Annotated in this window: 13 protein-coding genes and 1 pseudogene; 10 read left to right on the top strand and 4 right to left on the bottom strand. The window is 65.7% G+C overall.

The window, feature by feature from the left end; genetic code table 11:
* The first annotated feature begins 18 nt into the window (after window positions 1-18).
* Together AC23D4_RS10135 and AC23D4_RS10130 are read left to right on the top strand one after the other, a co-directional pair.
* Entirely contained in the window at window positions 19-720 is a 702-nt protein-coding gene (locus AC23D4_RS10135; protein ID WP_472889507.1) for an alpha/beta hydrolase, read from the top strand.
* A 181-nt stretch (window positions 721-901) separates the two neighbouring features.
* On the top strand, window positions 902-1,564 hold the full coding sequence (locus AC23D4_RS10130; RefSeq protein ID WP_472889506.1) for an alpha/beta hydrolase: 663 nt from the start codon (window positions 902-904) through the stop codon (window positions 1,562-1,564).
* A gap of 137 nt (window positions 1,565-1,701) precedes the next feature.
* On the opposite strand, the gene AC23D4_RS10125 is transcribed toward AC23D4_RS10130, so the two are convergent.
* From AC23D4_RS10125 to AC23D4_RS10115, 3 genes are all read right to left on the bottom strand, one after another.
* Complete coding sequence (locus AC23D4_RS10125; RefSeq protein WP_472889505.1) at window positions 1,702-3,282, bottom strand: MFS transporter; 1,581 nt, start codon at window positions 3,280-3,282, stop codon at window positions 1,702-1,704.
* Between the two features lie 23 nt (window positions 3,283-3,305).
* Window positions 3,306-4,760, bottom strand: a complete 1,455-nt coding sequence (locus tag AC23D4_RS10120) for an 8-oxoguanine deaminase (protein ID WP_472889504.1) — start codon at window positions 4,758-4,760, stop codon at window positions 3,306-3,308.
* Between the two features lie 144 nt (window positions 4,761-4,904).
* Complete coding sequence (locus tag AC23D4_RS10115) at window positions 4,905-5,495, bottom strand: LuxR C-terminal-related transcriptional regulator (RefSeq protein WP_472889503.1); 591 nt, start codon at window positions 5,493-5,495, stop codon at window positions 4,905-4,907.
* 82 nt (window positions 5,496-5,577) lie between these two features.
* Here AC23D4_RS10115 and AC23D4_RS10110 point away from each other — a divergent pair, with 82 nt between their 5' ends.
* The 4 genes from AC23D4_RS10110 (at window position 5,578) to AC23D4_RS10095 (ending at window position 10,359) form a co-directional block, all read left to right on the top strand.
* The gene (locus tag AC23D4_RS10110; RefSeq protein ID WP_472889502.1) at window positions 5,578-6,741 is read left to right on the top strand and encodes a thiolase domain-containing protein; all 1,164 of its coding nucleotides are present in this window, start codon (window positions 5,578-5,580) and stop codon (window positions 6,739-6,741) included.
* On the top strand, window positions 6,742-8,271 hold the full coding sequence (locus tag AC23D4_RS10105) for an AMP-binding protein (RefSeq protein ID WP_472889501.1): 1,530 nt from the start codon (window positions 6,742-6,744) through the stop codon (window positions 8,269-8,271).
* Window positions 8,268-9,062 carry a 3-hydroxybutyrate dehydrogenase gene (locus AC23D4_RS10100; protein ID WP_472889500.1) on the top strand — a complete coding sequence of 265 codons (795 nt, stop codon included), beginning with the start codon at window positions 8,268-8,270 and terminating at the stop codon, window positions 9,060-9,062. Before AC23D4_RS10105 ends, AC23D4_RS10100 begins: the two co-directional genes overlap by 4 nt.
* 223 nt (window positions 9,063-9,285) lie before the next feature.
* A complete protein-coding gene (locus tag AC23D4_RS10095) occupies window positions 9,286-10,359 on the top strand; it encodes an ABC transporter substrate-binding protein (RefSeq protein ID WP_472889551.1) in 1,074 nt (357 codons plus the stop codon).
* A gap of 37 nt (window positions 10,360-10,396) precedes the next feature.
* Here the strand turns inward: AC23D4_RS10095 and AC23D4_RS10090 are convergent, their stop codons facing one another.
* Complete coding sequence (locus AC23D4_RS10090) at window positions 10,397-10,969, bottom strand: LuxR C-terminal-related transcriptional regulator (RefSeq protein WP_472889499.1); 573 nt, start codon at window positions 10,967-10,969, stop codon at window positions 10,397-10,399.
* A gap of 289 nt (window positions 10,970-11,258) precedes the next feature.
* On the opposite strand from AC23D4_RS10090, the pseudogene AC23D4_RS10085 reads away from it, so the two are divergent.
* The 4 genes and pseudogenes from AC23D4_RS10085 to AC23D4_RS10070 all read left to right on the top strand — a co-directional run bounded on the left by AC23D4_RS10085 (window position 11,259) and on the right by AC23D4_RS10070 (window position 14,960).
* A pseudogene (locus AC23D4_RS10085) lies at window positions 11,259-12,032 on the top strand (ABC transporter ATP-binding protein).
* Window positions 12,033-12,034: 2 nt separating this feature from the next.
* Window positions 12,035-12,739: an ABC transporter ATP-binding protein gene (locus tag AC23D4_RS10080; RefSeq protein ID WP_472889498.1), complete on the top strand. Its 705-nt coding sequence runs from the start codon at window positions 12,035-12,037 to the stop codon at window positions 12,737-12,739.
* A gap of 56 nt (window positions 12,740-12,795) precedes the next feature.
* On the top strand, window positions 12,796-13,989 hold the full coding sequence (locus tag AC23D4_RS10075; RefSeq protein ID WP_472889497.1) for an ABC transporter substrate-binding protein: 1,194 nt from the start codon (window positions 12,796-12,798) through the stop codon (window positions 13,987-13,989).
* Window positions 13,990-14,075: 86 nt separating this feature from the next.
* On the top strand, window positions 14,076-14,960 hold the full coding sequence (locus tag AC23D4_RS10070; protein WP_472889496.1) for a branched-chain amino acid ABC transporter permease: 885 nt from the start codon (window positions 14,076-14,078) through the stop codon (window positions 14,958-14,960).
* The last annotated feature ends 22 nt before the right edge of the window (window positions 14,961-14,982 follow it).

Genomic DNA, 14,982 nt, shown 5'->3' with positions numbered 1-14,982 from the left:
CGGCGCTATGCTGGCGGCATGAACACCCACAACCCCCCGCTCGAACTCATCGAATTCGTCACCGGCGGTGACCCTGCCGCCCAGCCTGCGGCCAGCATCATCGTGCTGCACGGCCTGGGCGCCGATGGCAGCGACTTCGTGCCGATCGCCCAGCAGCTCGACCTTGCCGCCATCGGGCCGGTGCGCTTCGTCTTCCCCAGCGCACCGGTGCAGCCGGTCAGCATCAACGGTGGTTACGAGATGCGCTCGTGGTACGACATTTACCCGCCCGACCCCGCCGGTGGCCGCCGCGAGGATGAACCGGGCCTGTGCGCATCGCAGGCCATCGTGCAGCAGCTGCTGGACCGTGAAGCGCTGCGCGGCGTGCCGGCCGGGCGCACCGTGCTCATGGGTTTTTCACAAGGCAGCGCCATGTCGCTGCTCGCCGGTCTGCGCGCACCGCAGCGCCTGGCGGGGCTGGTGGCGCTCTCGGGCTATTTGCCGTTGGCCAGCCGCACGGGCGCTGAAATCAGCGATACCAACCGCGGCCTGCCGGTGTTCATGGCCCATGGCCGCATTGACGACGTCGTGACCATGGCGCGCGGCGAAGCCGCTCGCGACGCGCTCAAGGCGCTGGGTTACCCGGTGGAATGGCACAGCTACCCCATGGCGCACGAGGTGTGCATGGAAGAAGTGGCCGACCTCAACAGCTTCCTGTTGCAGGTTCTGGCACCACGCTGAGCGCGCCACCGCCGTGAACGGCGGCAAGTTGGCGTTTGTTTGTTAAGTTTGCATCCGGATGCAACCGCAGCGCCGCTGAACGCCGGTTTTCGTTTCATCGGATGCACACCTGCGCTTATGCTGGCCGCATGAATGCGCCAGACTTTTTTTTCAACACCACACCATCCCGCTGCAGGAATTTGTGACGGGGCGCGACCCGGCCGCCACGCCCGTGGCCAGCCTCATCGTGTTGCATGGCCTCGGCACCACGGGCGCTGACTTCGTGCCCCTGTTGCGCAGCATGGACCTCGCTGCCGTGGGGCCGGTGCGCTGTGTGTTCCCCGATGCGCCTTGGCGGACCATGAGCCTCAACGGCACCGACATGCACGCCTGGTACGACGCGGCGCCTCCGGAGACCCGGCGCCACGCCCCTCAGCCGCTGGACGAAACGGGCCTGCGCGAATCCCAGGCCATGGTGCAGGCCCTGATCGAGCAGGAACAGGCCCAAGGCATGCCGTCCGAGCGCATCGTGCTCATGGGCTTTTCGCAGGGCGCGGTGCTCGCGCTGCACACGGGTTTGCGCGCACCCCAGCGCCTGGCCGCGATCGTGGCGCTCTCGGGTTACCTGCCGCTGGGCGCCCGCACGCTCCAGACCGAGTCCAACGCCGCCAACCAGCGCCTGCCGATCTTCCTGGCCCATGGCGAGCAGGACGAGGTGGTCGTCATCGACCGCGCCCGGGCCGCGCGCACCGCCTTGCAGGTCATGGGGCACCTGGTGGACTGGCATTGCTACCCCATGGGGCATGAGGTGAGCGACACCGAACTGGCCGAAGTGGGGGCTTGGCTGACCGGCGTGCTGAGCTGATGCCGTTCGGTATCCGTTTCAGGGCTCCGGAGTACGCCCCGGTGGCCTGAAGCGGTCCACCCCAGGCACCGCCGGGCCGGCTCTGCCGGACGGCCCGTGCCGCCCTTGGGGGTTAGCGCGAAGCGCTGCGGGGGGCTTCAACGCTCTGCGATGTAGTGCGACATGTGCGAACTCTCGCCGGGCGCCAGAAACTCCCGCACCTCGGCCTCCAGCGCGTGATCGGCCACGGTGGCTCGGGCGCGCTGGTGCAGGTAGTCGGCCCACGAGGTGACGATGAAGCGCTCGACATAACGCGAGGGTTCTCCCAGGTCCCGGTAGATGCGCCAGAAGGTGGCGCCGTCGCGCCGGCGCGGTGCCTTCATGCGGCTGATGGCGTCAAGAAACGCCTTGTCCGCGCCCGCGCGGATGCGGTAACCCACTTCCACCGCCACCGGGCCGGCCTCGGGGCTGGGTTCGGCTTCCACAAAGAGCTCGTCCCACGGCGTGCCCTGCGTCACCTCGTGCGCTTCGCCCACGCGCAGCGGGAACGGGCGCGCCAGCAGCAGGCCCGCGGCCATCAGGGCGCCAGCGGCCACCAGCGCGGTGGTGAGGCCGGCGATGTCGGACACCGCGCCCCAGAACGCCGAGCCGATGGCGAACGCGCCGAGCGAAGCCACGATGTGCAGCGCCACCGCGCGCGAGCGCACCCACTGCGGTGCGCTGGCCTGCGTGGCGGTGTTGAAGGTGGACATGGCCGCCATCCAGGCTGCGCCGCCCACCGCCATGGCGGTGTACACCAGCAGCGGCACGCGCACCCAGGCGGCCAGCAGCATGACGGTGGCAAACGCCACGCAGGCGGTGGCGATGATGGCGTCGAGCCCGAAGCGGGTGCGCAGGCGGCCGATTACCAGGCCCGAGGCCACCGCGCCGGTGCCCATGCAACCCATCAGCAGGCCGAAGCCCTGCGCGCCGGTGCCGAGCTGGCGCTGCGCGATCACCGGCAGCAACGCCCACAGCGCCGAACCGGCGGCGCTGTACGCCATCACGCGCACCAGCTGCGCCAGGATGATGCGCGAGTGCCAGGCGAAGCGCAGGCCGCTCAGCGTGCCGCCCCAGAGGCGTTCGGCCGGCAGGCGCGAGGGCGGGTGGGCCTTAGGCGGCCAGCGGCGAATCGACTCCCACATCACGCCCGTGGTGAACACCGTGACCACAAACACCCAGCCCGCGCCCATCCAGGCGAACAGCAGGCCGGCCAGCGTGGGGCCGATCGCGCGCGCCGCGTTGTAGGCGATGCCGATGGCCGTGATCGCCTGCGGCCATTCGTCGCGCGGCACCGGGTCGATCACCGACGAGTTCCAGGCCGGGGTGAGCACGGCCGTGCAGCAGCCGCACACGAAGACCAGGAACAGCACCGACGCCGGCCCGCCCCAGCCGCCGAGCACCAGCCCGGCCAGCAGCACGCAGGCGACCACCTGCGCGATCAGCGCGCCCGAGATCAGGCGCCGGCGGTCGGTGGTGTCGGCCAGCACGCCCGCGGGCAGCGCCAGCAGGAACATCGGCAGGAACACCGCGGTCTGCACCAGCGCGGCGAGGAAGGACGAGCCGGTGAGCTCGATCATGAGCCAGGCCGCCGCCATGGTCTGCATACCCGCACCGATGAAAAAGACGGCGCCGCAAAGCCACAGCCCGCGGAAAGCGGGCTGTCGCAGGGGACTCCAGATGGAGTGGGAAGGGGTCATCGGGGCCATTGTCCCGCAGGGGCTCAGGCTGTGCGCGCCGAGTCGGCCAATATCCTGGCCAGCCCGTTGTGCCGCTCCACCAGCGGCCCGAGGTCCACGGTGGTGAGCTGGCCTTCACGCACCACCACCCGGCCGTTGACCACGGCGTACGCGGCCTGCGGGCTGGCGCAGAGCAGCAGGCTGGCCACGGGGTCGTGCACCGCGCCGCCGGCAAAGCCCAGCGTGCGCAGGTCGAACAGCGCGAGGTCGGCGCACATGCCGACCGCGAGGTGGCCGATGTCCTGGCGGCCCAGCACCATCGCACCGCCGCGGGTGGCGATGTACAGCGCGTCGCGCGCGGTCATCTCGGCCGGGCCGAGGTCGCAGCCGAAGAAGGTTTGGCCATCGCGGGTTTCGGGCGGCATCAGCGCGCGGCCCACGCGGGCCAGCAGCAGCGCCTGCCGCGCTTCGTTCACCATGTGCGCGCCGTCGTTGCTCGCGCTGCCGTCCACGCCCAGGCCCACGGGCACACCGGCGTTGAGCATGCGGCGGATGGGGGCGATGCCGGAGGCGAGGCGCATGTTGCTGCAGGGGCAGTGCGCCACGCCGGTGCGGCTGGCGGCGAAGAGCGAAATGCCCTCGTCGTCCAGCTTCACGCAGTGTGCGTGCCACACGTCCTCCCCCAGCCAGCCCAGCTCCTGCGCGTACTGCGCAGGCGTCTTGTTGAACTTCTCGCGGCTGTAGGCGATGTCGTGGTGATTCTCGGCCAGGTGGGTGTGCAGGCGCACGCCCTGGCCCCTGAAGCTGCGCGCGAGTTCGGCGCTCTGCTTCATCAGCGCCGGGCTGACGGAGAAAGGTGAGCAGGGCGCCAGCGCGATCTGCACCATGGCGCCGTGCGCGGCGCTGTGCCAGGTCTCGATCAGGCGCTGACTGTCTTTCAGGATCGCATCTTCGGCTTCGACCACGCGGTCCGGCGGCAGGCCCCCTTGAGACTGGCCCACGCTCATGCTGCCGCGCGTGGCCAGGAAGCGCATGCCGATCTGCTGCGCGGCTTCGATGCTGTCTTCGAGCCGCACGCCGTTGGGGTAGATGTAGAGGTGGTCGCTGCTGGTGGTGCAGCCGCTCAGCAGCAGCTCGGCCATCGCCACCTGGGTCGAGACCTGCACCATTTCAGGTGTGAGCCCGGCCCAGATCGGGTACAGACCGCGCAGCCAGCCGAACAGCTCGGCATCCTGCACGCCGGGGATGGCCCGCGTAAGGCTCTGGAACATGTGGTGGTGCGTGTTCACCAGGCCGGGCATGACCAGGTGGCCGCGGGCGTCAATGGTTTCGCCCGCCGATTCGAGCAGTGCGCGCGGCAGCTCGCTGGTTGGCCCTGTCCATTCGATCGTGTTGTCGCGAACGAACAGCGAAGCGTCCTTCAGCTCGCGGCCTTGTGAGGGATCGGCGTGGTCGAAGGTGGCGATGCAGGTGGCGTTGTGGATCAGCAGGGTGTTCATGTCGATGTGCCTTGATAGCTGCCGTTCGGGCTGAGCCCTTCAACCGGCTCAGGACATGCGCTGCCGAACTCCAGCGAGCCCTTCGACTGGTTCAGGCCGAACGCGCTGTGCGCATGGTGCAGGAGCGCAGGGGAAAGCAGCTTCTTAACCCGGCAAACCACTGACCCGGCTCATCAGCTCCACCGCGTTGTGGGCACCAAACTTGGCTCGGAGCCCTGCGCGCAGCTTCTCTACGGTACGGGGGCTCAGCCCAAGTTCTCTGGCCGCTTCTTTTGCCGTATGTCCGCGGGACATGCCCGCAAGAATCTCGCGCTCACGCGGGGTCAATCGTGAAACATCCGCGCCAGCGTTCAGCGGCTCGAACACCCAGCATGCGTTACCGAAAGGGTTGGACAGATCGGATGTGTTGCCGTGAACCCGGAACCATTGGGTCGCGCCATCACGCCTGCGCATCAATCGCTCATCGTGGTACTCACCCTTCTGCGTCATGACCTGAAGTCCGCGCTGGCCAATGCGCTGGTATTCGTCCTCGCTGGGGTACAGCGCCAGCAGGTCCTGACCCTGCAATGCCTCCATCGAGTAGCCAAACATGCTCGCGAATCGCTGATTGCAGGTCACGATTTTTCTGTTGGATGAGAGCATCAACCCGAGCGGACAAAGGTCAACGATGGCCTCTGCAAGTTCTGGAGAAAAAGCCCGATCGAAGGCCGTGCTGGTGGGCGTAGTTTTACGCACGGGTTTCTCCCGGGGTGGTTATACGACTGTCATTGAAGGCGCACGCTTTCTACTATAGCGCCACACTTTCAAGGACAGGTTCATGGTCGATCTGATCGGATTTGCGCACAGCCAGTTTGGAAAATTCCCGGGCGCCGAACTGGAAAACCTGATGAGGGATGTGGCCGGTATCGCCGTGTCGGACGCCGGACTCAGCGGTGCTGACATCGACGCCGTGGTGGTCGGCCATTTCAATCCGGGTCTGGTGGCTCAAAGCTTCACTGCGGGCTTGGCCGCCGGTTTGCTGCCGGGGCTGCAGATGAAGCCGTCGGTTCGCGTCGAGAATGCCTGTGCCACCGGTAGCGCTGCCGTGCACCATGCCGCCAACCTGGTGCGCGCCGGCGAGGCCAGGCGGGTGCTGGTGATTGGTGTGGAGATCATGTCAGGCGTTCCGACCCGGGAGGTCGGCAAGGCCTTGCTGCAGGCCTGCTATGTGCGCGAGGAAGGCGACACACCGGCAGGGTTTGCAGGCATGTTCTCGCGCCTGGCGGATGCCTATGCCGAACGTTTTGGTGATCCGCATCCCGCCATGGCCAAGATTGCGTCGAAGAACCATGCCAATGGTGTTCACAACCCCCTGGCGCAGTTGCGCATGGCGCTGGACGAGGCCTATTGCGCCAACGAGTCCGAGCGCAATCCCCGTGTGGTGGGGCGGCTGCTGCGCAGCGACTGCTCGCCCATCTCCGACGGCGCTGCCGCACTGGTGGTCAGCGCATCGGATGCGCACGACCGCCGCGACGGTTTTGTGAGATTGCGTGCCACGGCCCAGACCACCGACCTGATGCCGCTGTCGCAGCGCGACATGAGCGAACTCGCAGGCGCACGCGCGGCCTGGAGCCAGTTGATGCATCGCGCAGGCATCGGCTTGAACGACCTCGACCTGCTGGAGACCCACGACTGCTTCACCATCGCCGAGTTGATGCAGTACGAAGCCATCGGCCTGTGCGCCCCAGGTCGCGGCATGCAGGCCCTGGAAGAGGGCTGGGTGATGCCCGGTGGCCGCCTGCCCGTCAACCTGTCCGGTGGCCTGAAGGCCAAAGGTCATCCGGTGGGGGCCACGGGTGTCTCGATGCACGTCATGGCGGCCTGGCAGCTGCTGGGCCGGTGGCGCAGCGCGCCCTTGCCCAGGGCCCGGCTGGCAGCGATTCTCAACATGGGCGGTGCGGGCGTTTCAAACTACGGTTCGGTGCTGGAACGGGTGCGCTGAATGAACCTCGCTCACTGGCTGCAACGCAGCGCCCACACACATCCCGAAACGCCGGCGATCGCCCATGGCACCGAGGTGTGGTGCGACTACGCTGGTTTTGCCGAGCGCGCCGCCCGCACCGCGAGCTGGCTGCAGGCCCAGGGAGTCGAGCCGGGCGACCGTGTGGCCCTGTTCATGTACAACTGCCCGGAGTATCTGCCGCTGTTCTGGGGCGTGTGGTGGGCCGGTGCCGTGGTGGTTCCGATCAACGCCAAGCTGCATACCCGTGAAGCGGCGTGGATCATCCAGCACAGCGGATGCCGGGTCAGCTTCTGCGATGCCGACCGGTCTTCCGGATTGCAGGCGGTCCTCGCCGAAACGGGTGCGTCCTCGACGGTTTGCAGCAACCGGGGCCTGATGCTCGGCGACCTGCCGCTGGCGCCGATTTCGCCGCGCGGTGACGACGATCCCGCCTGGCTTTTTTACACCAGTGGCACCACCGGGCGGCCCAAGGGGGTGGTGCTGTGCCCGCGCCAGCTGCGCTGGTGCAGCCTGGCCTACCTGGCATCGGTCCAGCCAGTGAGTCCGGGCGACAGCATGCTCCATCCGGCTCCGATGTCGCACGGCGGAGGCCTGTACCACCTGCCTTACGTGCTGCAAGCCGGCATGAATGTCGTTCCGCGGTCGGACGGTTTTGATGCCGTCGAGTGTCTTGATCTGGCGGCCCACTGGAACCGGGCCTCGTTCTTTGCGGCGCCCACCATGGTGCGCCGGCTGGTGGAGGTGGCGCGAACACGCGAGCAGCCGGCCAAGGGAATCGAAACCATCGTCTACGGCGGCGGCCCCATGTACCTGGCCGACATCGAGGCGGCTGTTGAAGTCATCGGTCCTCACTTCGCCCAGATCTACGGCCAGGGTGAATGCCCCATGTCGATCAGCGTGCTGCAGCGTTGCCTGATCTCCGATCACACCCATCCGCAGTGGCGCGACCGGCTGCGTTCGGTGGGGACTGCGCAGTCGATGGTGGAAGTCGCCGTGTGCGATGACGATGGATGCCCGCTGCCGGCCGGTGCCAGCGGAGAAATCTGTGTGCGCGGTGACGTGGTCATGGCGGGCTACTGGAACGACCCCGAGGCAACGGCAAGAGCCATCCGCGGCGGCTGGCTGGCCACCGGCGATGTGGGTTGTCTGGACGGGCATGGCTTCCTGTATCTGCTGGACCGTTCCAAGGACCTGGTCATCAGTGGTGGCACCAACATCTATCCGCGCGAGGTGGAAGAAGCCCTGTTGACGCATCCGGCGGTCGCGGAGGTGTCGGTGATTGGACGCGCCGATCCCGAATGGGGCGAGGTGGTCGTGGCCTATGTGGTGCTGCAGGGTGAAGCCGATGCGACAACCCTGGATGCCTGCTGCCTCAGCCAGCTGGCGCGCTTCAAGCGGCCCAAGCACTACCAATTCGTTCCGGAACTCCCGAAGAACCACTATGGCAAGGTGCTCAAGACCGCCTTGCGCGAGCTGGACGCCCGACAACTTCAAGGAACCACGCCATGAGCATCTCCCCTTCGCCACGCCGCTGTGCCCTTGTCACGGGTGCTACTCAAGGCATAGGCCTCGCCATCGCCGGGCGCCTGGCCGCCTCGGGCTGCGACGTCATCCTGCATGGCATCGAAGCCCAGGAACTGGGCACCAGGGTGGCTGGCTCCCTGGCCCAGGCCACGGGTGTGCACGCCGCGTATGTGCAGGCCGACCTCTCCAGCCAGGAGGCCGCTGCCGACCTGGTGGACCAGGCAACGCGGGCCATGCGCTCGCCGGACATCCTGATCAACAACGCTGGCATCCAGCACACCTGTCCCATCGAGAGCTTTCCCACCGACCGCTGGAACGCGATCCTGGCGGTCAACCTCACGGCGGCCTTTCTGGCCATGCGCGCTGCGGTGCCTGGCATGCGGGCGCGTGGCTGGGGCCGCATCGTCAATATCGCGTCGGTACACGGTCTGGTGGCTTCGGTGAACAAGGCCGCCTACCTCGCTGCCAAGCATGGCCTGGTGGGCTTGTCCAAAGGGGTGGCGCTGGAGACGGCAGCCCAAGGCATCACCGTCAACTGCATCTGCCCGGGCTGGACCGACACACCGATCATCGCGCCGCAGATCGAGGCCCGGGCAGCCCTGTTCGCCGGTGACCGGCAAGCGGGCATTCGCGATCTGCTGCGCGAGAAACAACCCAATCTGACCCTGCTTCCGCCAGAGCGCATGGGTGACGTGGCGGTGTTCCTGTGCAGCGATGCCGCGTCGGGCATCACGGGCGTCGCGCTGCCGGTCGATGGCGGTTGGACTGCGCAGTAACCCCCTTCTTTTTTCGAGCTTCCCGGGTGCCGTGAGCGCACCCCGAGAGACGGCTTCAGCGATCCAGCCATAGCGTAGAAATACCTCATGGATTGCCCCGCTGCTGCGCAACCCGACAAAGCCCACCATGGCAGCTCCCAACGAGTTATCCCAAACGACGGAGATCTGCATGACCACCTTCAAACAATCCCTGGGCGCGCTGGCCCTGTTCCTGCTGCCCGGCATGGTCTCGGCCAACGACATCGTCATCAGCCAGGTCGCACCCCTGACCGGCGTGCTTGCCAGCACGGGCAAACAGATGGTGGTGGGCGGTCAGATCTATTTCGACCACATCAACGCCACCGGCGGCGTCAACGGCCAGAAGATCCGGCTGCGGGTGACCGACGACGGGTACAAGGTCGACGAGACCGTGCGCCTCACCAGGGAGGCCTTGGCCAGGCCCGAGGTGGTGGCCCTGTTCGGCTTCGCCGGCACGGCCAACGTGGGCAAGCTGCTCACCGATGGCGTGCTGACTCAGGGCGGTGCCGCGCTGGTGGCACCCTACACCGGTGGCGAACCCTTGCGCACGCCGTTCAATCCCTGGATCTTCCACGTGCGCGCCGGCTACGGTGACGAAACCGAGCACATGGTGCAGCAGGTCACCACGCTGGGCATGAAGCGCGTGGCCGTGATGTACCAGGACGACGGTTTCGGCAAGGCCGGCCTGGAAGGGGTTGAGCGCGCCCTGGGCAAGCGCGGGTTGACGCTTGCCGTCGCCGCACCCTACGAACGCAACACCGACCAGGTGGACGATGCCGTGAAGACCATCCGCGCGTCCGACGCGCAGGCGGTCATCATGATTTCGGTGAACCGGTCCACCTCGGCTTTCATCAGGCGCTACCGGGAAGCCGGTGGCGGTGCACAGCTCTACAACATTTCGGTGGTCGACCCGGCCGAGATCGTCAAGCTGGCCGGACTCAAGCATGCACACGGCCTGGGCGTGAGCCAGGTGGTGCCCTATCCCTTCATGCCCGCCATGCCGGTGGTGCGCGAATACCAGCGCCTGCTCAGGCAGTACGCACCCAGCGAGCTGGTGAACTACACCAGCTTCGAGCAGTTCCTGGGCGCCAAGGTGCTGGTCGAAGGCCTGCGACGCGCCGGCCCCAGGCCCACGCGCGCCCAGGTGATCAAGGCGCTGGAGAGCATGAACAACTTTGACCTGGGCGGTACCTCGGTGCGCTACGCGCCGGACAACCGGATCGGCTCGCGCTACGTCGAGGTGACGGTGATCGGTGGCAATGGCAAGCTGCTGAAGTGACGTTCGCCGCCAGCGACGCGCTGCCGATGAACCCGCTTCAGACGTGTCCCAGCAGCTTGGCCACCAGCTCACCCTGCGTGGCCGCCTTGTGCTTTGTCATCAGGCGCGCGCGGTGCGCCTCCACCGTGCGCGGGCTCAGGTCCAGCACGCGGGCGATCTGCTTGCTGGTGAGCCCTGCCACCAGATGCTGGGCGACCTCACGCTCGCGCGGGGTCAGCGGCGTGGTCACGGGGCGGCGCTGCGAGATGTCTTCGAACATCCACACCGCACAGGCAAACGGGTCGGCGCGGTCACTGGCACGACCCGACGCGTGGCACCAGAACAGGGTTCCGTCGCGCCGCCGCATGATGCGTTCGTCGCTGTACACGCCGGTCTCGCGCATCACCGCCTGGCCCTGCTCGCCAATGTTGGCGAATTCATCCGGCGTGGGGTACAGCAGTGCAAAAGGGGCGTTGGTCAGCTCTGCCACCTCGTACCCGAACTGCCGGGCAAAGACGTCGTTGCAGAACACCACCACACGATGGCGCGACACACACAGGCCCACTGGAGCCAGGTCGAAAGCCATTTGCATCGACTGCAGCGATTCAGCGTTGATCACGGTTGGGGTCATAGATCCGGATTGTGGCGGCAAGACCTGCCTGACATCCATGTCCCTGCACAACCGCCGCGGCATGGTCACCGGTCCGGTACAGGCCTGGGTCTGGCCATGGCCCGGGAACTGGCACGCGCCAGCGCCCGGGTGGTGCTGCACGGCTGCCCGACGAAGCCGTGTACGCATGCAGATGCGTAGAACTACGCTAGTACCAACCCGGTCGCGGAATCACGACCAATCGATCACCATCGGTCGCTGTCTGGCGCAAGCCGACGTACCCCAAGATAACCCGTCGCCGGAGAGCAAATTGTCAGCAGAGTGCATTCTCGAAACACAGAGTTTGACCAAGGAATTCAAGGGATTCGTGGCCGTCAACCAGGTGGACATGAAGGTTCAGCGCGGCCACATCCACGCCCTGATAGGACCCAATGGCGCCGGCAAGACCACGTTCTTCAACCTGCTGACCAAGTTCCTGCCGCCCAGCAGCGGCAGCATCCGGTTCAACGGTGTGGATATCACCCATGAAAAGCCTGCGCAGACCGCACGGCGAGGCATCGTGCGCTCGTTCCAGATCTCTGCGGTGTTCCCCCACATGACGGTGCTGGAGAACGTTCGCGCGGCCTTGCAGCGCAACCTCGGTACCTAGTTCCACTTCTGGAAGGCGGAGCGTTCACTGCATCCGTTGCACGAGCGCGCACGGGAGCTGCTGGCCGCGGTGGATCTGCAGGACTTTGCCGACGAATTGACGGTGAACCTGCCCTACGGGCGCAAACGTGCGCTGGAACTTGCCACCACGCTGGCCCTGGAGCCGGAACTCATGTTGCTGGATGAGCCCACGCAGGGCATGGGCCATGAAGACGTGGACCGCGTCACGCAGCTGATCAAGAAAGTTTCGGCGGGCCGCACCATCCTGATGGTGGAACACAACATGAACGTCGTTGCCTCGATCGCAGACCGCATCACAGTGCTGCAGCGGGGCGCGATCATTGCCGACGGCCCCTACGCGGAGGTCTCCAGCAATCCCCAGGTCATCGAGGCCTACATGGGCTCGGCGGATACCGGCCTGCAGGGAGCGCACTGACCATGGCCAAGGAAATGCTTCGCATCGAAGACCTGCACGCCTGGTACGGCGAGTCCCACATCCTGCATGGCGTGAACCTGACTGTCCGTGAAGGCGAGGTCATCACGCTGCTGGGTCGCAATGGTGCCGGCCGGTCCACCACCATGCGGGCCATCGTCGGGCTCACGGGCAAGCGCACGGGCTCCATTCGCATCCAGGGAAACGAATCGATCGGGATGGCACCGCACAAGGTGGCCCATCTGGGCATCGGCTATTGCCCCGAAGAGCGCGGCATCTTCGCCAGCCTGAGTGCAGAAGAGAACCTCATGCTGCCGCCCGTGCTCGGGCCAGGAGGCATGACGCTGGACGAAATCTACGCCATGTTCCCCAACCTGAAAGAGCGCGCCAACAGCCCGGGCACGCGTCTGTCCGGCGGTGAACAACAGATGCTGGCGGTTGCCCGCATCCTGCGCACCGGCGCACGGCTGCTGCTGCTGGACGAGATATCCGAAGGACTGGCGCCCGTCATCGTGCAGAAGCTGGCGGAAATGATCCTGGCCCTCAAGCAGAAGGGCTACACCATCGTGCTGGTCGAGCAGAACTTCCGCTTTGCAGCGCCACTGGCCGATCACTTCTATGTGATGGAGCACGGCGTCATCGTCAAGCAGTTCGAAAAGAAGGAACTGAGCCAGAACATGGCCATGTTGCAGGAGTACCTGGGCGTTTGACCGCGGCTTCCGCAGCGGACATTGCGCCCTTGTTTTTTTAACCCCAAGGAGACACCATGAAACTCAAGCCTGTCGTCATCGCCGCGTCCATCGCGCTGGCAACCGCTGCATCCGCACAGGGCACCGGCCCCGTCAAGATCGGCTTCATCACCGACATGTCCAGCCTCTACGCGGACATCGACGGTCCAGCCGGCGCCGAGATGGTCAAGTGGGCGGCCGAAGACTTTGGCGGCAAGGTGCTGGGTCGCCCGATCGAAGTGCTGTCCGCTGACCACCAGAACAAGGCCGACGTGGCCAGTTCCAAGGCGCGCGAATGGATTGACAAGGACGGCCTGTCCATGCTGGTGGGAGGCACCAATTCTGGAACGTCGCTCGCCATGGCCACAGTGGCTCAGGAGAAGAAGCTGCCCTTCATCTCCATCGGTGCCGGCTCGGCGCGCCTGACCAACGAGGCTTGCACACCCTACACCGTGCACTACGCCTACGACACCGTGGCATTGGCCAAAGTGGCCGGCAATGCCCTGGTCAAAGGCGGCGCAAAGAACTGGTTCTTCCTGACCGCCGACTACGCCTTTGGCCATTCCCTGGAAGCCGATGCGACGTCAGTGGTGAAGGCCAATGGCGGTGCAGTGGCCGGTGCAGTCCGCCATCCCTTGAACGCGTCCGATTTTTCTTCCTTCCTGCTGCAGGCGCAGACCTCCAAGGCCCAGGTGCTGGCGCTGGCCAACGCTGGCGGCGACTTCACCAACGCGATGAAGGCAGCCAGGGAGTTCGGCATCAACAAGAGCATGAAGATCGCCGGCTTGCTGGTGTTCATCAACGACGTGCACAGCCTGGGCCTGGCCAATACCGAAGGCCTGCAGCTGGCAGACAGCTGGTACTGGAACCAGGACGATGCCTCGCGCAAGTTTGCCCAGCGCTTCTTTGACAAGTACAAGCGCATGCCTTCTTCCATCCAGGCTGCCAACTACTCGGCGACCACCACCTACCTCAAGGCTGTTCAGGCGGCGGGCACCACCGAGGCTGACAAGGTCATGGCGACCATGAAAAGCACGAAGGTCAACGACTTCTACAGCAAAGGCCAGATCCGTGCCGATGGCCGGATGATCCACGACATGTACCTGTACCAGGTGAAGACCCCGAAGGAATCGACCAAGCCGTGGGACTACTACAAGCTGGTGGCCACGGTCCCTGGCGAGCAGGCGTTCACCACGGTGGCCGAGTCCAAGTGCGCACTGATCAAGAAGTAAACGCTTGAAGTAAGGCGCGCCCCAGGCGGGGCGCGCTTTTTTGCTGTCTGGTTGTTTTTATGTCTGGCCTGACCGGACGCGATTCCATGGAAATTTTCGGCATACCTCATCAGGCCTTCATGGGCCAGATCCTGCTCGGGCTCGTCAATGGCGCTTTCTACGCCATGCTGAGCCTCGGTCTGGCGGTGATTTTTGGTCTTCTCGGCGTGGTCAACTTCGCGCACGGGACGCTCTACATGCTGGGCGCGTTTGCCGCCTGGATCCTGCTGGACAAGTTCGGCGTCAACTACTGGGTGTCGTTGCTGGTCGCACCACTCATCGTCGGGGCTTTGGGCGTCGTGATCGAGCGCCTGTTCCTCCGGCACCTGTACAAGCTCGACCCGCTGTACGGCCTGCTGCTGACCTTTGGCCTCACCCTGATCTTCGAAGGCGTGTTTCGCGAGATCTACGGCGCCTCGGGTCAGAGCTACCCGGTCCCCGAGTTGCTGCAAGGTGCGACCGATCTGGGTTTCATGTTCCTGCCCAACTACCGCGCGTGGGTGGTGTTTGCATCGCTGACGGTCTGTTTCGGCACCTGGTATCTCATCGAGCGCACGCGCCTGGGCGCTTACCTGAGGGCTGGCACCGAAAACTCGGCCCTGGTCCAGACCTTCGGCGTCAACGTGCCCATGATGGTGATGTTGACCTACGGCGCAGGTGCTGCGCTCGCCGCACTGGCCGGTGTGCTGGCCGCACCCATCATCCAGGTCAGTCCGATGATGGGTTCCAACCTGATCATCGTGGTGTTTGCGGTTGTTGTGATCGGGGGCATGGGGTCCATCATGGGTTCGATCCTCACCGGCCTTGCACTGGGCGTGGTCGAAGGCATGACGCGCGTTTTTTATCCCGAGGCGTCGAACATCGTGGTGTTCGTCATCATGGTCCTGGTTCTCATGGTGCGCCCGGCCGGCCTGTTCGGCAAAGAGGCCTGAAGTCACAAGCAGCTCACCCGCG

It is taken from the genome of Hydrogenophaga sp. L76 (assembly GCF_057654755.1).
Note: the sequence above shows the minus strand (reverse complement) of the source record. Positions and strands in the feature narration are given on the sequence as shown.

Coding starts and splice junctions, on each gene's coding strand:
- AC23D4_RS10135 (WP_472889507.1), top strand. CDS start 19: ATGAACACCCACAACCCCCCGCTCGAACTCATCGAATTCGTCACCGGC.
- AC23D4_RS10125 (WP_472889505.1), bottom strand. CDS start 3,282: ATGACCCCTTCCCACTCCATCTGGAGTCCCCTGCGACAGCCCGCTTTC.
- AC23D4_RS10120 (WP_472889504.1), bottom strand. CDS start 4,760: ATGAACACCCTGCTGATCCACAACGCCACCTGCATCGCCACCTTCGAC.
- AC23D4_RS10110 (WP_472889502.1), top strand. CDS start 5,578: ATGGTCGATCTGATCGGATTTGCGCACAGCCAGTTTGGAAAATTCCCG.
- AC23D4_RS10105 (WP_472889501.1), top strand. CDS start 6,742: ATGAACCTCGCTCACTGGCTGCAACGCAGCGCCCACACACATCCCGAA.
- AC23D4_RS10100 (WP_472889500.1), top strand. CDS start 8,268: ATGAGCATCTCCCCTTCGCCACGCCGCTGTGCCCTTGTCACGGGTGCT.
- AC23D4_RS10095 (WP_472889551.1), top strand. CDS start 9,286: ATGGTCTCGGCCAACGACATCGTCATCAGCCAGGTCGCACCCCTGACC.
- AC23D4_RS10090 (WP_472889499.1), bottom strand. CDS start 10,969: ATGACCCCAACCGTGATCAACGCTGAATCGCTGCAGTCGATGCAAATG.
- AC23D4_RS10080 (WP_472889498.1), top strand. CDS start 12,035: ATGGCCAAGGAAATGCTTCGCATCGAAGACCTGCACGCCTGGTACGGC.
- AC23D4_RS10075 (WP_472889497.1), top strand. CDS start 12,796: ATGAAACTCAAGCCTGTCGTCATCGCCGCGTCCATCGCGCTGGCAACC.
- AC23D4_RS10070 (WP_472889496.1), top strand. CDS start 14,076: ATGGAAATTTTCGGCATACCTCATCAGGCCTTCATGGGCCAGATCCTG.